This is a genomic window from Natronococcus sp. A-GB1, assembly GCF_029688845.1.
Classification (GTDB): domain Archaea; phylum Halobacteriota; class Halobacteria; order Halobacteriales; family Natrialbaceae; genus Natronococcus.
Window position 1 is genome coordinate 154,456 of record NZ_JARUKW010000005.1, and the last position, 19,259, is coordinate 173,714.

Here is a 19,259-nt window from a genome sequence, read left to right on the forward strand (position 1 = left end):
ATATCTCAACGTCGGCAGTATTGGCCGCCTGCGGTTCGAATTAACTCCAATGTGAGTTCAACTCGGTGGCACGCACTGTCCAGTTTCCACGCGCTTATCACCCACTCGTTCGCACGTTCGGGTATGGAATCCGCGCCGTTCGACACCGACCTTCTCGAGAAGCTGACCGAGACCAGCGGGGTCCCCGGTTACGAGGATCGCGTCCGCGAACTCGCCGTCGAGGAACTCGAGGAGAGCGTCGATCGTGTTCGAACCGACGCGATGGGCAACGTGGTCGGAACCCTCGAGGGCGACTCGGAGTACTCGGTCGCCGTCGCGGCCCACATGGACGAGATCGGCTTCATGGTCCGGAACGTTCGCGGCGAGGACGAGGGGTTCGGATTCGTCGAACTCGACGCACTGGGCGGGTGGGACGCCCGCGTGCTCAAGGCCCAGCGGGTGACGATCCACACCGAGGAGGGCGACATCCCGGGCGTCATCGGCTCACCGCCGCCCCACACCCTGGACGAGGAAGAGCGAGAGAAGAAAGCCGAAGTCGAGGACGTCGACGTCGACGTCGGCCTCCCCTACGAGGAGGCGACCGATCGAATCTCCCCGGGCGATCTGGTCACGATGGAGCAAACCACCGAACGCGTCGGCGAGACGATCACCGGAAAGGCGCTTGACGACCGGGTCTGTCTGTTCGCGATGCTCGAGGCCGCGCGCCAGCTCACCGAACCCGACGTCACGATCCACTTCTGTGCGACGGTCCAGGAGGAAGTCGGGCTCCGAGGCGCGAACGCGCTGGGTGTCGACGTCGACCCCGATCTCGCGATCGCGCTCGACGTCACCGTCGCCAACGACCTCCCCGAGTTCGACGACGGCGAGTACGTCACGGAACTCGGCGAGGGAACGGCGATCAAGCTCAAGGACTCGAGCGTCATCACGAACCCGAAGGTCCACCGTCGGATGCAGGCCGTCGCCGACGAGCGGGAGATCGACTTCCAGCTCGAGATCCTCCCCGCGGGCGGCACCGACACCGCCGGCTTCCAGAACACGGCGGGCGCGAAGCCCGTCGGCGCCATCTCGATCCCGACGCGCTATCTGCACACCGTCACCGAGACCGCCCACGTCGACGACATCGCGGCGACGATCGACCTGCTCCATGCGTTCCTCGAGAGCGAGGATGGTCACCACGAGTACACGCTCTGAGAGCGGCGAATGGCTCCCGGTTCGAACGATCCACACTATCAGTTAATGTAGTGATATAAAAATAGTAGTGAAAGTTCTCTTCGAACTCATGTCAATACAGTAATCTTTTGTGTGGCGTCGATGTTGACTGTCTCGTGGAACGAAGAAACGTGCTACTTGGTGGATCAGTGGTTCTGACCAGCGTTCTGGCGGGCTGCGCCAGCGACGACGATAGCGGCGACGACGAGTACCAGGACGGTGATGGGAACAGCGACGAGAACGGTGGCGACGAGAACGGCAACGGCAACGAAACCGACGACGGCGACGAGGAGGAACTCGACGAGGAGGACGTCGAAGACCGAGACGAGGGCGAGGACGTCCTCGAGTTCGGCGACCTCGAGATCCTCGAGCACGAGCTCGTGATCGAGGAAGACGAGTTCAGCGACGATATCGAAGTCGAGGGGATCATCGAGAACACCGGAGACGAGCAGTTCGACTACGTCGAAGTCGGCGTTCGGATCTACGATCCGGACGGCCATCAGCTCGACCGGTACATGACCAACACCCAGGACCTCGACGGCGACCAGACTTGGGCGTTCGAGATCATGATCATGGAGGACGCCGAGGACGTCGACGACTACGACATCGGGGTCAGCGGCAGCCAGTACTGACGTCGGTCGAATACACCGACCCCGTCGCTTTTTCCCAGACGTCCCTCGGAGACGCCACGGGCTTCCGCGGAACGAACTCGCCCCATCCTGGCCGTTCTCAGTCCGGGAGCTGGGCGAGCGAGAACCAGAACGTCTGGATCAGCTCGACCCGCTCGACGAGCTCGTCGGGGTCGACCGGTTTCGTCAGGTAGGCGTTGGCGCCGGCCGCGTAGGCCCGCTGGATGTCGTCGTCGTCGTTCGAACTCGAGAGGACGATGATCGGAATACGGCTGTGTTCGGGGTCCGACTTCACCTCGGTGAGCACCTCGTGGCCGTCCGTGTGGGGCAGGTTCAGGTCGAGCAGGATCAGATCAGGCTGGGGAGCGTCGGCGTACTCGCCGCGCTGGTAGACGAACTCGACCGCCTCGTCGCCGTTGGTGACGACGTGCAGCTGGTGTGGAATCGCGGTGACTGCAAGCGCCTCCTGCAGCAGGCGGACGTCGCCGGGGTTGTCCTCGACGAGGAGGATCTCGGCATCCTCGGAGCTGGGTTCCGACGGAGGAACACGTTTCGAGGCCTCGCTGTCGGTCATCGCTCCTCGAGTACGGACCGTGAGCTCGCAGTGTTCGTCGGCAGCTCGTCGATGGAAAGAGAGAGTGCGTCGGTCGCCGATCGGTGCGTGCTCGAGAGTCCCATGTCGGAGTGGAGACTACCGACCACCGAGAGAATGCGGACTACCTATGTAACGCCTTTATATACTCGTCCGGCGACGCCGCTGTCGATGCCGACGAGCCACGCGAGAACGTTCTTCTCGAGTCGAAGCGGTCTCTCAGCGTTCGAGAGTCAGCGACAGCAGCGGTTCGGACTGGCCTCCCCCCACGACTGAAGTCGTGGGCTTTCTCCTCGAATCTCTGTAATCGGCGGCTATGGCATCTCGTGGACCGTCAGCTCGACGTCCCGGTACTGGCCCTCGATGTCGGCGACCAGCCGTTCGACGACGGTCTCGGCCTCGTCGAGGATCTTGGGTTCGACCTTTCGGACGACCCAGTCCAGCGAGACGAACCGGGGTAGCGAGAGCGCGCTCTCGTCGGCCGAGTACGGATCGTAGGTCGCATCGAAGTAGACCCGACTCGCCGTCTCGACACCCGCGGGTGCGGCGTCCGGCTCGGGCTCGACGCGCCACTCGCCGCTGGCGTCGATGTCGTTGAGCAGGTGCCACTCGAGCGATCGGGGGGCGTCGATCGCGGTTACCTTCGACCGGGCGGTGTAGTTGAGCTTCCACCAGGCGAGCCGGAGATCGTACACCGAGCCGATGTCGCCGTTTCCGCGGACGCGAACCTCCTCGAGGTGGTCCGTATATCGCGGGTAGTCGACGAACGACCGAACGTACGGAAACACCTCCTCGGGCGGACGGTACGCGACCGTACTGAGCAGGATCCTGTCCACGACGGATGTAGGGCGTGCGTCGGTAGTAAGGATTCCCATTCGGAGAGTACGCGGTGCGACGGGACAGCGCCGACGGTTCGCACTCGGGGGCGCACCTGGTTGGGAATCTTCTATACGGCGGGCCGTCAACGGTCACGTATGCGAGATGTCTGTATCGTCGGTGGGGGCGTCGCCGGCCTCGCCGCGTCGATCTTCACCGCCCGTGCGGGACTGGACACGCTGGTCGTCGACGGGGGCGAATCGATCCTCGCGCGCAACGCCAGCCTCGAGAACTACCCCGGGTTTCCAGACGGAATCGACGCCCGTCGGTACCTCCAGCTGACCCGGGAACAGGCCACAAACGCCGGCGCGACGTTCGAACTCGGCCACGTCGAGGGCGTCACGGCGATCGACGAGACCGACCTCGATCGAGGATTCGTCCTCGAGACCGACGGTGGAGACCCGCTCGAGGCTCGGCGGGTGATCGCGGCCTCCTGGTCGGACAGCGACTACCTCGTGCCGCTGGACGTCGGTCGGCTCCAGCGCGGGAATAAACACTTCGTCAGCGTCGACGAGGGCGGCCGAACCGCCGTTGACGGCATCTACGCCGCGGGCCGGATCGCCGACGAGCCCCACCAGGCGATCATCGCCGCAGGTCACGGCGCGAAGGTCGGCTTCGCGGTGATCCACGACGCCGACGTCAACTACTACCAGGACTGGGTCGTCCCGGAGGGGTACTTCACCGGGCGCGGCCGCGAGGTGCCGCCAGCGTGCGAGGAGATCGACGATGAGGAGCGCCGCCGCCGGGACGAACGCGCCCGCGAAACGATGGTCGAGGCGCTCTCGGAGCCGCTCGAGGAGCGGCCGACGATGCACCCGAGCGTCGAGCGTGACCGAGAATGAGGCCGACTACTGAGACCTGGTCGACGGTGACCGTCCCGTCGAGGGGAAGATGAGCGACCGAGCCGGCGCCGAGTCGATCCGGCTCCGAACGAGCGCCGAACGGGAAACCCTTGGTGCGGCCACCAGCTACGCGCGAGCGAACGGTCTGGGGACTCCGGCCGAGGCGGCGTACCTCGAGGCGCTCCCCGGCGCTCGCCGGGAGGTTCTCCAGCGCTTCGTCCGGGGACTGCTCCGCGGGCGGCCGGCGGGCCTTCCCGACGTCAGGTTCGTCGAGCCGGGCGATCCCGTCGTTCCGGACGAACCGACTCCGCTCGAGGGCCTCGGAGCCGACGAACTCCGGTCGCTCGCCGATCCGCTATCCGAGCGGTGTCGTCGGGTCGCGCTGCTGCCGTTTTCAGCCTCCGAGGCGGTGCTCGTGGCGCCGATCGCGTCGAGACACGGCTACGACCGCTTTCGGTTTGCCGGACCGATGCGTCGCTGGTCGCCCGAGCCGGCGGGAGGCGACGGCGCAAGTCGGGAGCTTGCACACCCGGTCGACCTCGTTCCGCTCCTCGAGCGTGAGGGCGCGTTCAGCGACGGCGAGCAGGCCGAGCGGATCCGCCTCGAGGTCGCCGAGAGCGTCGCCAACCTCGCGCTGGCGCGGCTGGCGAGACCGGCTCACGCGCGAGACGTCGAGACGGCCGCCGCCGAGAGCGGGTCGGTCCTCGAGGCCGTCGCGAGCGGCGTTCCGGCCGCGGATCCGGCGACCGCCTTCGAGCGAATCGTCACGGACGGCCACCCGTTCCACCCTTCCGGGAAGATACGCCGGGGTATGAACGCCGCCGACGGCCTCGCGTACGCGCCCGAGTTCACCGGCAGAATCGATCTCCGGTTCGTCGCCGTCGACCGGGAGTACGCCCTCGAGACGCGAGCGGAAGCGATCGAAGACGGGCAACTAACCGATCGCCTGTACGCGACGTTCGAGGACCTCGAGGGCGCACTCGAGCGGGCGATCCCCGCGGGTCGCTCGAGCGAGTCGTACGCGGTCGTCCCCGTCCATCCGCTGCAGTACCACCGAACGATTCCCGAGCGGTACGCGGACGGGATCGAGGACGGACGGGTCGTTCCGATCCCCGACTACGCGTCGCCAGCGACGCCTCAGCTCAACCTCCGGACGGTCGTTCCCTACGCCACCGACCGCACCGCCGACGGCCCGCTCCCCCACCTCAAGCTCGCGATCCCGGTTCAGACGACCAATGTCGTGCGCACGCTATCGCCCCACGCCGTCTCGAACGGGCCGCAGGTGACCGACGTCGTCCGGGCGATCGAGCAGCGGGAGGACCTCGAGCGACTAGGGCTGCTCGCCGAACCGGCCGCGACCTGTTACTACCCGCCGGGCGGTCCCCACCCAGAGGGGGAGGCGTTCGACGACGCGAGACATCTCTCGGGACTGTTACGGCAGAACCCCGCTTCGCACCCGCTCGTCCCCGAAGAGGGGGTTCCAGTGGTCGCCTCGAGTCTGGTCGCCGACGCCCCGACGACCGGGCGCCCGCTCGTCTGTGGGGTGATCGAACGCTACGGCGACCGAACGGGGGCGTCGACGACCGGTGAGGCGGTGCTGTCGTTCCTTGAGCGCTACGCCGACGTCGTCGTCCCCGAGCAGCTGGCCCTGCTGAGCGAGTACGGGGTAGCCCTCGAGAGCCACCTCCAGAACAGCCTGATCATCTTCGAGGACGCCGAACCGGTCGCAACGCTGGTTCGCGATCTGGGCGGCATCCGCGTCCACAGAGGCAGACTCACCGAACGCGGCCTCTCAGTCGAGCCCTACCCCGACTCTGACCTCGAGGCCGACGATGCCGCGGACTGCTACCGGAAGCTGCACTACGCGCTGTTTCAGAATCACCTCGCCGAACTGGTCGCGACGGTCGCAGACGAGTTCGCGATCGACGAGCGCGACTGCTGGGAGGTGATCGCCGACCGCTGCGAGCGCGCGTTTGACGCGATCCGGGCCGAGGGAAGGGTTCCCGAGGACCGCCTCGAGCGCGACGAGCGGGCGCTGTTCGCCGCGTCGACGACCCACAAGGCTCTGACCGCGATGCGCCTGCGGGGCAAGCGCCACGAGTACGTGACCAGCGAGGTCGCGAACCCCCTCTCGGCGCGCGGACGGGATCGGATCGACCCGTAACGTCGCGGCCCTCGCTACGCTTAACACGTCCCGAGCGAGAGTAGGGGACGAATGCTCGAGGGAGTCAACGTCGCGCTCGGAGTGACGGGGTCGATCGCGGCCGTAAAGACGGTCGAACTGGCCCACGAGCTGCGACGCCACGGCGCAGCGGTTCGAGGGGTGATGACCGACAGCTCGCGGGGGATCGTCCACCCCTGGGCCGTCGAGTTCGCGACCGAGAACGACGTCGTCACCGAGATCACGGGTAGCGTCGAGCACGTCGAGCTCTGCGGGTACGACGGCTGGGCCGACGTGTTCCTGATCGCGCCCGCGACGGCGAACACCGTCGGCAAGATCGCGGGTGCGGTCGACGACACGCCCGTGACGACGTGTGCGACGACGGCCCTCGGCGCCGACACACCGGTCGTGATCGCCCCCGCGATGCACGAGCCGATGTACGACCACCCCGGCGTGCTCGAGGCGATCGAAACGGTCGAACACTGGGGCGTCGAGTTCGTCGACCCCCGACTCGAGGAGGGGAAAGCGAAGATCGCCAGCGAGGAAGCGATCGTCGCGGGCGTCGCCCGCACGGTCGGTGGCCGCCCGCTCGAGGGACGTCACGTCGTCGTCACCAGCGGCGCGACGAGCGAGACGATCGATCCTGTTCGCGTGCTGACGAACCGGTCGTCGGGGAAGACGGGACGGGCCGTCGCCAGGGCCTGTGCGGTTCGGGGCGCCGACGTGACCCTGGTCCACGGCGTCGTCGGCCCGCACTCGCTCGAGGCGGGCGGCGGGTCGGAGTGGGAGTCGATCCCCGGCGTCGAGGTCGAGCGGGTCGAGAGCGCAGCGGAGATGCTCGACGCGACCCGCGAGGGCTGTGAGGACGCTGACGCGCTCGTGTCGGTCGCCGCTATCGGCGACTACACCCTCGAGTCGAGCTCGGAGAAGATCCGCTCCGGTCAGGAGCTGTCCCTGGAGCTCGAGCCCACGCCGAAGCTCATCGACGAGATCCGTGAGACCCACCCCGACCTGCCGATCGTCGGCTTCAAGACCGAGACCTCCGGCGACGACGAGGCGATGATCGACCGGGCCAGGGAAACCCTCGAGCGGGCGACCCTCGAGTTCGTCGTCGCCAACGACGCGAGCGTCATGGGATCGGATCGAACGCGCGCGCTGCTGGTCCGAGGGGAGGAGACGTCATCGTACACGGGCTCGAAGACGGGGCTCTCCCTCGAGGTCGCCGACTCGCTTGCGGCCGTCCTCGAGACGTAGGGCCGGCGACACGTCGGGGTTCCGAGAACGCGCTCCGACGGCCGTGTGGCTCGGTTACAGCGCTCGATGTCGGAGAGAGCCGTGGTACGGACGATTCAGCGCGGACGGCTCCGGCGTGTATCGTCAACTTTTACTCGCCTACCGTCCGACCCACGACATGGACCAGCTGAAGCGGTCGCTCCTCGAGGCGCCGATCATCGAGAAAGACGGCTACCACTACTTCGTCCACCCGATCAGTGACGGCGTCCCGAAGCTCGATCCCGGCCTCCTGCGCGAAATCGTCATCCGCATCATCCGGAAGGCCGACCTCGAGGACGTCGACCGGATCGTCACGCCCGCCGCGATGGGGATTCACATCTCCACGGCGGTGTCGCTGATGACCGACATCCCGCTGACCGTCATCCGGAAACGACAGTACGGGCTCGACGACGAGGTCGCGATCTTTCAGGAGACGGGCTACTCCGAGAACGAGATGTACATCAACGACGTTCGCGAGGGCGAACGGGTGCTCGTGCTCGACGACGTGCTCTCGACGGGCGGCACGCTGGCAGCGGTGCTCGAGGCGCTCGACGATATCGGCGCGGAGGTCATCGACACGGTCGCGGTGATCAAGAAGGCCGGTGGCGAGAACAAGGTGGCCGACGCCGGCTACGACGTCAAGACGCTGATCAACGTCGACGTCGTCGACGGTGAAGTCGTCATCGTCGACGAAGAGGGCGATTAAGTTACACGTTCGTTTCTGGTCGATTGAAACTCTCTAATTGTTTTCTATTCCTTCAACAGGTAACCGAGGCTTTCCAACGATCGTCTCCTACTGGTGGTTCTACTGGACGTCCATCCGCCAGAGTAACGCCGAATTAGACGGGGTAAGTGTTGCGTCGTCCTGAAGCAATACATATATATATTAGCTTTACACATGAAAGATCATGGTGCAGGATCACAAGCAATCCTCAATCGATATCGATAGACGGCGATTACTGCAGGGTGCTGGTGGGGTAAGTATCGCGGCGGTCGCCGGCTGTCTTGGTGGAGACGACGGCGACGACGACGCGCCGATTCACGTTCAGCTGGAGGTCAACTCCGACAACGACGACCGGGTCCAGATGGTCGACCTGATCGCGACCTCCCTGGAGGAGTCGGGCTACTTCACGACGGAAATCGACACCTACGAGTTCAACGACTACACGCAGCGGGTAATGGATCCCGAGTACGCCGAGAACGGGTACGTCCCCTGTATCGGACTGTCGGGGACGTTCAACCCCGAAAGCTTCTGTCAGGCGCTTCACCACAGCGACAACATCGGACAGTGTTGTAACCTGAACGGGATCAGCGACGAGGAACTCGATCAGATGATGGACGACGCCCGCTACGGCGTCGACGTGGCGGACGACGACGAGGAACGACGCGAGCGCTACGACGAGATCTGGGAGTACCTCGCCGAGGAACGGTACAGCTCGATCACTCACTTCGACCTGCAGGCCGGCGTGATGAACACTAACGTTCACGGGTTCCGTCAGAACCCGTTCACCGAGAGCACGTTCGAATACGGCCTCTACGCGCCACAGGACGAGGTCGTCACCTGGATGGACGAGGACGCCCATCCCGACGAGACCGACCTCTCGGACCTCGAGGAGGGAGGCACCCTCCGGGGCGGACTCACCGAGGATCCCGAGCTGTTCGACCCGCCGTACACGACGGGCGCGAACTCGACGATCGTCCAGGTGCTGATCTTCGAGCAGCTGGTCGTCAGCGACAGCGAGGGGAACCTCTACCCGTGGCTCGCCGAGGACTACGAACTCGTCGAGACGCAGGACGTCGACCGAGCCGACTACGAGGAGTACATGATCGAGGTCGACGCCGACGAGGAAGGCGTCCTCGACACCGAGGAGCAGGTCGTCGTCACCCACCCCGAGGACAACCCGATCGAGGACGACACGGTGCGCGTGCTCACGCCGGAGCAGGCCGGCGACGCCGTCGACGACGGCACCTTCGGGATGCAGTTCCAGTACGAGCTCCACGAGGGAATCGAGTTCACCAACGGCGAGGAGCTCACCGCCGAGCACGTCGTCGCGACCGCCGAGCGCTACGAGAACTCCGACCTCGAGGCCCAGACGTACGACTCGCTGCTGTACGCCGAGGAGGTCGACGAGTACACCGTCAACCTCTACGCACAGATCCCCGACGCCGAGGCCGAACGCGAGCTGCCCGGCTTGTACATCCACTCGCTCGAACAGGCCGAACTCGAAGGCGGCGAGATCGACCCCAGCGCCGACAACGACCCGATCGGGACCGGACCGTACGAGCTCAGCGACTACTCGGAGGGACAGTACATCGAGTACACGAAAAACGACGGCTACTGGCTCGAGGAGATCGGCCTCGAGAGCAAGGAGTGGTTCGACGGGCCCGAGGACTTCCCGGACGGCCCCGTCATCGACGAACTCGAGTTCGAGATCGTTCCCGACGACTCGAGTCGCGCCGGAGCGCTCCAGAGCGACGAGATCGACATCACCTACGGGCTGGCCACGGGCGTCCTCGACGACTTCGAGGAGGACGACGACTACGTCATCGACAGCGTCGAGGCCGGCGGCTACGAGTACATCCAGTACCCGATGAACGTCGAGCCGTGGGACGACGAGCGTCTCCGCCGGGCCGTTAACCACCTCGTGCCGCGCCAGGAGATCGTCGACAACGTGCTTAACGGCTGGGCGCGTCCTGCCTGGACCGATCTGCCGGAGCTCGCCGAGGAGAACGGGACGACCGACGCCGACGCCCTCGAGGAGAACATCCGGCCCTACAACGAGTACGATCCCGAAGCCGCCGCGGAGCTGATCGAAGAAGTGATCGACGACCACGACCTCGAGTGAGGTCGCCCCGGTAGCCGTTTGCAGTGTTCGAAAAATATCATGAGTTTACGACGTTTCATACTGAAGCGACTGTTATCGATCGTTCCGATTCTGTTCGGCGTCTCGGTGATCACCTTCGCGCTGGTGCATCTCACCCCGGGTGATCCGATCAGCCAGATGACCGCAACGAACCCCCATATGACGGCGGCCGACGAGGCACAGATGCGTGCCCGATACGGGCTCGACGGCCCCGTCTGGGAGCAGTACCTGACCTGGATGGGCAACGTCCTGACTGGGGACTTCGGCGAGGTCATCAGCTCCGGCCAGGACGTCTCGTCGGTTATCATCGCGAGACTCCCCGAGACGATCGCACTCGGCCTGTTCGGCTGGGTGTTCGGTCTCGTGATCGCGATCCCGACCGGGATCTACGCGGCCATCAACAAGGACCAGATCGCCGACACCGTCAGCCGCTTCGTCGCGCTGTCGGGGATCTCGATCCCGAACTTCTGGCTCGGCCTGATGCTGATCCTGATCGGCGCGCTCTGGCTGGAGATCTGGACCGTGTTGCCACCCTCTCGGCTTCCGCTGTACCACCCGCAGATGCTGTTCTACCTGATCCTTCCGGGAATCACGATCGGGACGGCCGCGGCGGCGAGTATCATGCGCGTAATGCGGACCTCGATGGCCGAGGAGCTGAACAAGGAGTACGTGACCGCAGCGCGAGCGAAGGGGCTCCCCGAACGACAGGTGATCCTCAAGCACGTACTGCGAAACTCGCTGATCTCGGTCGTGACCCTCGCGGCGACGCTGACGGCGAGCATCGTCGCCGGCTCGGTCGTCGTCGAGGTGGTGTTCAACTGGCCGGGGCTCGGCCGGGAGTTCATCGAAGCGATCAACCAGCGCGAGATCAACCTGATCATGGCGATCACGCTGTTTACCGGCGTGTTCATCGTCCTGGCGAATCTGTTGGCGGACATCCTGTACGCGGTTCTCGATCCGAGGATCAGATATGAGTAACGAGCAACACACCGAGCGCGGACGAATCCGAGTGACCGGCTTCGACCCGGAGCAGGTCCGACAGCGCGACTCGCTGTCGGACTGGACCGAGGAGAGCGGCGGCGAGACCGAGGGGCGGTTCGAACGGGCCTGGAAGCGGTTCAAGCGCAATCGGACGGCGCTGATCGGGCTTTTCGTCGTCGCCGTTCTCACCCTGCTCGCGGTCTTCGCCCGCCCGATTACGATGATGGGGATGACGGTCCAGCCGTTCTCGCTCGCTCCCTACGATCCGACGACGATCATGTACATGAGCCCGGAGTCGTCGGCGGGAACCTACGACTCGCCGACGCTCTCTCACCCGATGGGGACCGACGGCGACGGCCGTGACCTGTTCTCGCGGGTCCTGTACGGCGGCCGGTACAGCATCTCGATCGGCTTCATCGTCGTCGGGCTCAGCGCCACCTTCGGACTGGTTTACGGGGCGATCTCGGGGTACTACGGCGGCTGGACCGACGAGATCCTGATGCGGATCGTCGACACCGTCTACGCGTTCCCCGGTCTCATCCTGGCGCTGATCATCGTCGCCACGCTCGGCGGCGGCTACTGGCAGCTCGTCGCCGCGTTCGCGATTCCGGGCTGGATTACCTACGCTCGCCTCATCCGCGGTGAAGTCCTGACGATCAAGGAAAACGAGTACGTTATGGCCGCGAAGGCGTTAGGTGCGCGCGATCGATCGGTGATCTTCAAACACATCGTCCCGAACGCGATGCCGCCGCTGATCGTCTACGGGACGCTCAACATCGGCACCGTCGTCATCGGCGTCGCCGCGCTCGGGTTCCTCGGGCTCGGCATGCCGCCCGGCACCGCCGAGTGGGGGACGATGCTCGATCAGACGCGAGAGACGCTCATCCAGGGTCCCGGCGGTGCGATCCCCTGGTGGGCCACGGTGTTCCCCGGCGGCGCGATCTTCCTGTTCGTGATGGCGATGAACATGATCGGCGACGGGGTCAACGACGCCTTCGACGCCCAGGAGACGGGCATCGAAGGGCAGGGAGGTGGCTAAGATGGCACTACTCGAGGTCAACGATCTCACGGTAAAGTTCTACACGCAGGAGGGCGTCGTCACCGCCGTCGACGACCTCTCCTATCGCATCGAGCGCGGCGAGAAGTTCGGCGTCGTCGGCGAGAGCGGTGCCGGGAAAAGCGTCACCGCCCTCTCGCTGATGCGGCTCATCGAGAGTCCGGGTCGCATCGAGAGCGGCGAGATCCTGTTCAAAGGTGAGGACTTGCTCGAGATGAGCGAGGAGGAGATCAGGGACGTCCGGGGCAACGAGATCGCGATGATCTTCCAGGACGCCCAGACGGCGCTGAACCCCGTCTACACCGTCGGCGAACAGATCGGCGAGGCGGTCAGACACCACCTCGACTACGACGAGGAGGAGGCCCGCGAACGGACGATCCAGCTCCTCGACACCGTCGGCATCCCCGAGGCCGAGTCGCGGTACTCCGACTACCCACACGAGTTCTCCGGCGGGATGCAACAGCGGGCGGTGATCGCGATGGCGCTGTCCTGTGATCCCGATCTGTTGCTCTGTGACGAGCCGACGACGGCGCTGGACGTGACGATCGAAGCCCAGATCTTAGAAGAGCTCGAGAGCCTGGCCGACGAGTTCGACACGGCGATCCAGCTCATCACACACGACCTGGGCGTCGTCGCCGAGGTCTGTGACCGAGTGATGGTCATGTACGCGGGCAGTCCCGTCGAGAAGGCGCCCGTCGAGGAGCTGTACTATGACCCGAAACATCCCTACACGGTCGGGCTGATGAGCTCGATCCCTCGCGTCGGCGACAGGCGCGAGCGCCTCCAGACGATCCCCGGCACGATGCCGGATCTCGTTGAGCTTCCGCCGGGCTGTAGCTTCCACCCCCGGTGTCCGTACGCCGAGGACGTCTGTACCAAGCGAGATCCTCCGCTGCTGGATCCGGAGACGGGCCAGGACGCGTCCGGCGTGGACGCCGAACGCGCGGCGGCGTGTCTCGAGTACACTGGCGAGCTCCAGGAGGGTCTCGACTACGAGGTCACGGTCGGCGACGGCCACGAGACCCGCGCCGACGCGACCGCGCCGAACCCGGAGGGTGATCGGCGATGAGCCGGTCCAGCGAGGAGCCGATTCTGCGGGCCGAGAACCTGACGAAGTACTACGACGCGAGCAGCGGGTTCATCGACGGGCTGCTCGGCCGAACGCAGTGGGTCAAGGCCGTCGACGGAATCGACCTCGAGCTCCACGAGGGCGAGACCCTCGGCGTCGTCGGCGAGTCGGGTTGTGGAAAGAGTACGCTCGGCCGATCGCTGCTGCGTCTGCTCGAGCCGACCGACGGCTCGGTCTACTACCGCCAGCGGACCGGTGCGGGCGACGCCCGCGAGGAGGTCGAGATCACCGACCTCTCGAGTTCGGAGCTGCGGGATCTGCGAACGGACGTCCAGTACATCTTTCAGGACCCGTTCTCGAGTCTGAACCCTCGGCTGACGGTCGGCGACATCATCGGCGAACCGCTCGACATCCACGACATCGCCGAGGGCGAGGCGCGAACCGAACGGATCTACGAGCTGTTAGAGACCGTCGGCCTCAGCCAGAACCACGCCCACCGCTACCCACACGAGTTCTCCGGCGGCCAGCGCCAGCGGATCGGCATCGCCCGGGCGCTGGCGGTCGACCCGGAGGTCATCGTCTGTGATGAACCCGTCTCGGCGCTCGACGTCTCGGTGCAGGCCCAGATCCTCAACCTGCTCGAGGACCTCCAGGAGGAGTTCGGTCTCTCGTATATCTTCATCGCCCACGACCTGAGCGTCGTCGAGCACATCTCCGATCGGATCGCAGTGATGTACCTCGGCGAGTTCGCGGAGGTCGGGACGACCGAGGAGGTGTTCTCGCCGCCCCACCACCCCTACGCGGAGGCGCTGCTGTCGGCGATCCCGGAGCCGGATCCGCTCTGGAACGGCGAGCAGATCCTGCTTCCCGGAACCGTTCCCTCGCCGATGAACCCGCCGTCGGGCTGTCGGTTCCACACCCGGTGTCCGCGGATCATCCCGCCTGACGGGATCGACCTCCCGCAGGACGTCTGGCGCTCGATCGTCGATCTCAAGCTACGGGTTCGAGGCGCCGAGGAGCTCGAGGCGGTCACCGCGGTCGACGAGATCGAAGAGGAGGCGACCGATCCAAACGACCTCACACGCGAGGCGTTCGATCGGTCGGTCCGCGAGGAGTTCGAGATTCCCGAGACCGTTTCCGACCCGACGGCCGAGCAAGCGCTCGACGAGAGTCTCGACGCGCTTCGCGACGCGGAGTTCGAGGCCGCCCGGGAGCGACTCGAGGAGACGTTCACGTCGCCCTGTGAAACCCACGACCCACATCAGGTTCCGACGGGCGAGACCCACGAGATCGCCTGTCTGCTGTACGACGACCGGTACACCGACGGCGAGTTCCGGTCTGACGACGGCGCGGGCGACGCCGTCGCCGACGACTGACCTGCGGCTTCCGAACGTTTTAGTTCTCGTCGCGCCTGTATCGACTATGCGTCGGATCTACGAGTCGAGCGCTCTCCGCCGGGACGACGACGAACCCTTCTCCCCCCGGGAGCGAGAGACCGAGCCGCAGTCGATGCGGTCGATCGACAGCACGAGCCTGAGCCGTCGGCTCGTTCCCGACCGGCTCTGTCACTGGGCGATCTCGATCGACGTCTCGACGCCGCGGTCGACGTACCCGGCCGGGGTCGCGATCCCGTTTCGCGTGACGATGCGAAACGCGATGCCGTTCCCGATCACGGTGACGACGCGCTCGCCGATTCTCTGGCGCTGGAGCGTCGACGGGCTCGTCGACGCCGCCGAAATTCCGCTCCACGATCCGCCCGCGGAACCGCAGGGGTTCCGGTTCGACCGCGGCGAGCGAAAGCAGTTCACGAAGCGCTGGCACCAGCACTTTCGGGTCGCTGACGACGAGTGGGAGGCCGCCGAGCCCGGAACCCACACGATCGGTGCCGGCCTAAACGTTGAGAACTCTGCCGAAAAGGGTCTGTACGACGAGACGACGATCACCGTCGAACCGGACGACACCTGAACGCCTGCGATCCAGACGCGACCGAATCCGCTACCCGCGCCAGGGGATCGGCTCGGCCTCGATCGTCGAGTCGTAGCGATGACACCGGACGAGGTGTTCACACTCGTCGCCGGCTTCCGGCTGAGTGCGCTCGCAAACCGTCGAGAGCGACTCGGCGAGCCGTTCCCGTGCGCGCTCGAGATCACCGTCGGCGACCGCTCGCGTTGCGGCCTCGACCGCGTCCTCGATCCCCTCGTTGGGGAGGTCGGTCGGGAGATCGAACGCGTCTCGCACCGTTTCCGGATCGACCCGCGTGCCGCTGTCGACGGCGATCGGCTCGGGAACCGTCCCTTCCTGCAGCGCGAATCGAAACCTCGCGATCGCGCGCCAGTCCTCCCGTTCGAGCGACGCCGTCGGGGGGATCAGCTCCTGACATCGCGGGTGGAACCGACAGCCAGAGGGTGGATCGGACGGGGCCGGGACGGTCTCGGTCAGCGGCCGGACGAGCGAGCGGTCCGACGGATCCAGGCTCGGTATCGAGCCGATCAGAACGCGGGTGTAGGGGTGGGCGGGGGATTCGAGTACCGCCTCGGTCTCGCCCCGCTCGACCAACTCGCCGAGGTACATGACTCCGACGCGATCGCAGAACCGACGAACGACGTCGATGTCGTGGCTGATACACAGCACCGCGATATCGAACTCCCGGCGGAGTTCGTCCAGCAGCGACAGCACGTCAGCTTTCACTCGGCCGTCGAGTGCGCTTGTCGGCTCGTCGGCGACGATCAGATCGGGATTGACAACGAGCGCGCGAGCGATCGAGAGGCGCTGTTTCTCCCCACCGGAGAACTCGTGAGGGAAGCGATTCGCGTCCGTCGCTTCGAGTCCGACTCGCTCGAGGAGGTCCGCGACGATCGCCCGTCGCCGCTCCTCGTCGTCCATCCCGTGGAGCGCGAGCGGTTCGGCGACCGACTTTCCGACGGGGAGCCGCGGATTGAACGCGTCGTCGGGGTTCTGGACCACAAGCTGCGCTCGTCGCCTGAATTGCTGGAGCTCCCATCCTGTGAGCTCGTCTACCAGCTGCCCGTCGAATCGGACCGCCCCGCCTGTCGGCTCTTCGAGACCGAGGATCGAGTGGGCTGCAGTCGTCTTCCCGCTGCCGGACTCGCCGACGAGTCCGAACGCCTCGCCGCGATCGATCGCGAAGCTCACCCCGTCGACGGCTCGGATCCGACCGACCTCTCGCCGGAGCCACCTCGTCGTGATCGGGAAGTGTGTCTCGAGGCCGTCGACCTCGAGCAGCGGCGAGTTGGTGTCCGACGCTCCGGCGCGGTCGGCCTCGGCGTCGCCCTTTGGGAACCGCTCAGTCATCGCTCCCCTCCGCCTCTGCTATCGTCGCACCCGCTTCGAGCACGGCCCCCGGATCGTTGCCGGGACCGTAGTGGACACAGGAAGCTCTTCGATCGGAGTCATCGCCGACGGCATAGAAGGGAGGCTGCTCGCCGTCGGAACAGGCTTCGACCGCGTGGGGACACTCCGAACGGAACCGACAGCCGTCCGCTGGAACGTCTCCGCGAGCCGTCCGATCGCTACCCGCCGAACGGCCGGCGTAGCTCTCGAACAGCGCCTGCGTGTAGGGGTGGGCGGGCCGTTCGAACAGTTCCTCGATCGGTCCTCGCTCGACGATCGTCCCGCCGTACATCACGAGGAGGCGGTCGGCCAGTGCGGCGGCGACCCGCAGGTCGTGTGTGACAACCAGGAGCGACGTGCCGCCGTCGGTCACCTCTCTGAGTAGTTCGATCAGCCTGGCCTGAACGGTGACGTCAACTGCCGTCGTCGGCTCGTCGGCGACCACGAGGTCAGGCTCAGCCGTGAGCGCGATCGCGATCGCAACGCGCTGGCACATCCCACCCGAGAATTCGTGAGGATAGTCGTCAATGCGGTCGGCGGGCCGAGGGATCCCGACCTGTCGTAAGAGCCCGATCGCCCGGTCGCGGGCGTTCGTCTTCGGGACGTCCTCGTGGATTTCGATCGTCTCGATCAGCTGTTCGCCGACCGTGTACACCGGATCGAGCGCGCTCTGGGGGTTCTGAAACACGTGTGCGATTCGGTCGCCGCGCACACGGCGGCATCGCCCTGTGTCGGCTGCGAACAGATCTCGGCCTTCGAACTCGACGCAGCCGCCGACGATCTCGAACGGCGGCTCCGGAACCAGTCGCGTCAGCGACTCGCAGGTAACGCTCTTGCCGCTGCCGGACTCGCCGATGAGACAGACGGTCTCGCCACGGCAGAGTTCGAAACTGACCCCGTCGACGGCACGTATCGTCTCTCGTTCGGTCCGGACGTGCACCCGGAGGCCGTCGACGGCCAGCAGCGGTTCCGTACTCGTTCGCTCGTCGGAGATGTGATCGTCAGTCATCGTTAGAGTCGGGGATCGAGCGCGTCGCGCAGCCCGTCGCCGATGAGTTTCAGCGATGCGATCGTCAGCGTGAGTGCGAGTGCGGGGAACGTCGAGACCCACCAGATCTCGTGGGGCTGCATCTCGAGGCCGATCCCTGCAAACTCCGGATCCAGCCCCTCCTGGACCGTCGACCCCCACGAGTAGAGTTCAACGTGGTGGAATCCCAGGAAGGCGACGCCAGCCTCGACGAGCACCAGCAACGCGAGCAGGTGGAACGCGGCGGGAACGAGCGTGTTCGTGATGTTCGGAACGACGTGTCGCTTCGCGACGTATGTCCACGAGCCGCCGAGGCTGCGGGCGATGAGGACGTAGCCGTCATCGCGGCGCTGTAACGTTTCGCTTCTGACAAGCCGTGCGATACCGCCCCAGCTGAGGAGACCAAACGTCACGAGCAAGAGGGCAAGCGAGACGTTCCAGTACATGTAGCCGATGAAAAACGCCACGATGGCAGGCACGCACAGCTGCACGTCGACGTAACTCATCAACAGGTCGTCGACTGCTCCGCCCCGAACGCCCGCAAGGACCCCGACGGCGGTCGCGAGTGGAACGACGAACGCAGCGGTGAACACGAGGACGGTGAGAGTCACGCTCGCTCCCTCGACGAGGAGGTGGCCCATCGGATGGCCGCGCTCGTTGGTCCCGAGCGGATACTGCAGCGTCCCCTCGCAGTAGCGAGTGATTCCCTCGCCCTCGACGATGTCCCCGAGACACTCCGCGTGCCAGCGGTCGGCACCCGTAAACCCGTACGGCGCGTGAAACCGGTGCTCGAAGGCCAGATCCGGTGATCCGAGCACAACGGGTCCGAGGGCCGCGACGATCGCGAAGACGCCGAGAAACACCGCGGCGGCGCCACGGAGCGGTCGCGAGAGGAGTTCTCGGAGCACTCGCCGTGCTAACGCGTGGTGCTCGAGTGCCGGGACGACGCCAAACGAGAGCACGACGAGTGCGCCGAGCGCCGTGATCCAGTCGAGGTGATCGAACCCCCAGTTGGGGACGACCGCAGCCGCCTGGAGCGCGAGGAGTGCCCCGAAAAGCGCCAGCCCGGCGACAAACACTGCTCGTGCCGGCGTGACGGTCCGTCGCGAACGCTCGAGTTCCGTCCAGTCGACGTCCTCGAAGCGCTGTGGATCGTCCCCGGCCGACATCGGGATGATCGGACCGAGTGCCCGCTGTTTAATAAAACTATGTCGTCTCGAAAACCAGTCGAATCTGACTGGACAGGCAACCGATACGCTTTTCGTGTGACACTAGCTACCAGTTGTAGATGCAGTACCCCGCGAGAGGCGCCGGCCGTCCGCTCGCCTC

At 65.7% G+C, this 19,259-nt stretch carries 17 protein-coding genes; 12 read left to right on the forward strand and 5 right to left on the reverse strand.

Annotation, left to right across the window (positions count from 1 at the left end; genetic code table 11):
* The first annotated feature begins 123 nt into the window (after nucleotides 1-123).
* On the forward strand, nucleotides 124-1,191 hold the full coding sequence (locus QA600_RS07840; protein WP_278291390.1) for a M20/M25/M40 family metallo-hydrolase: 1,068 nt from the start codon (nucleotides 124-126) through the stop codon (nucleotides 1,189-1,191).
* Nucleotides 1,192-1,325: 134 nt separating this feature from the next.
* Nucleotides 1,326-1,841, forward strand: coding sequence for an FxLYD domain-containing protein (locus QA600_RS07845; RefSeq protein WP_278291391.1), 516 nt, complete (start codon nucleotides 1,326-1,328; stop codon nucleotides 1,839-1,841).
* Between the two features lie 97 nt (nucleotides 1,842-1,938).
* Here the strand turns inward: QA600_RS07845 and QA600_RS07850 are convergent, their stop codons facing one another.
* On the reverse strand, nucleotides 1,939-2,412 hold the full coding sequence (locus tag QA600_RS07850) for a response regulator (protein WP_005553748.1): 474 nt from the start codon (nucleotides 2,410-2,412) through the stop codon (nucleotides 1,939-1,941).
* Nucleotides 2,413-2,744: 332 nt separating this feature from the next.
* Nucleotides 2,745-3,266, reverse strand: a complete 522-nt coding sequence (locus QA600_RS07855; RefSeq protein ID WP_278291392.1) for an SRPBCC family protein — start codon at nucleotides 3,264-3,266, stop codon at nucleotides 2,745-2,747.
* Between the two features lie 138 nt (nucleotides 3,267-3,404).
* Between QA600_RS07855 and QA600_RS07860 the strand changes: the two genes are divergently transcribed.
* From QA600_RS07860 to QA600_RS07905, 10 genes are all read left to right on the forward strand, one after another.
* On the forward strand, nucleotides 3,405-4,148 hold the full coding sequence (locus tag QA600_RS07860; RefSeq protein WP_278291393.1) for an FAD-dependent oxidoreductase: 744 nt from the start codon (nucleotides 3,405-3,407) through the stop codon (nucleotides 4,146-4,148).
* 49 nt (nucleotides 4,149-4,197) lie between these two features.
* Nucleotides 4,198-6,312 carry an IucA/IucC family protein gene (locus tag QA600_RS07865; RefSeq protein ID WP_278291394.1) on the forward strand — a complete coding sequence of 705 codons (2,115 nt, stop codon included), beginning with the start codon at nucleotides 4,198-4,200 and terminating at the stop codon, nucleotides 6,310-6,312.
* 51 nt (nucleotides 6,313-6,363) lie between these two features.
* The gene (coaBC, locus tag QA600_RS07870; RefSeq protein WP_278291395.1) at nucleotides 6,364-7,563 is read left to right on the forward strand and encodes a bifunctional phosphopantothenoylcysteine decarboxylase/phosphopantothenate--cysteine ligase CoaBC; all 1,200 of its coding nucleotides are present in this window, start codon (nucleotides 6,364-6,366) and stop codon (nucleotides 7,561-7,563) included.
* Between the two features lie 157 nt (nucleotides 7,564-7,720).
* On the forward strand, nucleotides 7,721-8,287 hold the full coding sequence (hpt, locus tag QA600_RS07875; RefSeq protein WP_005553743.1) for a hypoxanthine/guanine phosphoribosyltransferase: 567 nt from the start codon (nucleotides 7,721-7,723) through the stop codon (nucleotides 8,285-8,287).
* A 202-nt stretch (nucleotides 8,288-8,489) separates the two neighbouring features.
* Entirely contained in the window at nucleotides 8,490-10,427 is a 1,938-nt protein-coding gene (locus tag QA600_RS07880) for an ABC transporter substrate-binding protein (protein ID WP_278291397.1), read from the forward strand.
* A gap of 39 nt (nucleotides 10,428-10,466) precedes the next feature.
* Nucleotides 10,467-11,423: an ABC transporter permease gene (locus QA600_RS07885; RefSeq protein WP_278291399.1), complete on the forward strand. Its 957-nt coding sequence runs from the start codon at nucleotides 10,467-10,469 to the stop codon at nucleotides 11,421-11,423.
* A complete protein-coding gene (locus QA600_RS07890; RefSeq protein ID WP_278291400.1) occupies nucleotides 11,416-12,465 on the forward strand; it encodes an ABC transporter permease in 1,050 nt (349 codons plus the stop codon). The genes QA600_RS07885 and QA600_RS07890 overlap by 8 nt, the downstream gene beginning before the upstream one ends.
* A gap of 1 nt (nucleotide 12,466) precedes the next feature.
* Nucleotides 12,467-13,552 (forward strand): ABC transporter ATP-binding protein, encoded by a 1,086-nt coding sequence (locus tag QA600_RS07895; RefSeq protein WP_278291401.1) that lies wholly within the window; start codon nucleotides 12,467-12,469, stop codon nucleotides 13,550-13,552.
* Nucleotides 13,549-14,928 carry an oligopeptide/dipeptide ABC transporter ATP-binding protein gene (locus QA600_RS07900; RefSeq protein WP_278291402.1) on the forward strand — a complete coding sequence of 460 codons (1,380 nt, stop codon included), beginning with the start codon at nucleotides 13,549-13,551 and terminating at the stop codon, nucleotides 14,926-14,928. The genes QA600_RS07895 and QA600_RS07900 overlap by 4 nt, the downstream gene beginning before the upstream one ends.
* A 46-nt stretch (nucleotides 14,929-14,974) precedes the next feature.
* Nucleotides 14,975-15,517 carry a hypothetical protein gene (locus QA600_RS07905; protein ID WP_278291403.1) on the forward strand — a complete coding sequence of 181 codons (543 nt, stop codon included), beginning with the start codon at nucleotides 14,975-14,977 and terminating at the stop codon, nucleotides 15,515-15,517.
* Nucleotides 15,518-15,547: 30 nt separating this feature from the next.
* Here the strand turns inward: QA600_RS07905 and QA600_RS07910 are convergent, their stop codons facing one another.
* The 3 genes from QA600_RS07910 to QA600_RS07920 are packed head-to-tail and all read right to left on the reverse strand — an operon-like array spanning nucleotide 15,548 to nucleotide 19,099.
* Nucleotides 15,548-16,864 carry an oligopeptide/dipeptide ABC transporter ATP-binding protein gene (locus tag QA600_RS07910; protein WP_278291404.1) on the reverse strand — a complete coding sequence of 439 codons (1,317 nt, stop codon included), beginning with the start codon at nucleotides 16,862-16,864 and terminating at the stop codon, nucleotides 15,548-15,550.
* Nucleotides 16,857-17,912 carry an ABC transporter ATP-binding protein gene (locus QA600_RS07915; RefSeq protein WP_278291405.1) on the reverse strand — a complete coding sequence of 352 codons (1,056 nt, stop codon included), beginning with the start codon at nucleotides 17,910-17,912 and terminating at the stop codon, nucleotides 16,857-16,859. Before QA600_RS07915 ends, QA600_RS07910 begins: the two co-directional genes overlap by 8 nt.
* Before the next feature lie 2 nt (nucleotides 17,913-17,914).
* Entirely contained in the window at nucleotides 17,915-19,099 is a 1,185-nt protein-coding gene (locus tag QA600_RS07920; protein WP_278291406.1) for an ABC transporter permease, read from the reverse strand.
* Between the last annotated feature and the right edge of the window lie 160 nt (nucleotides 19,100-19,259).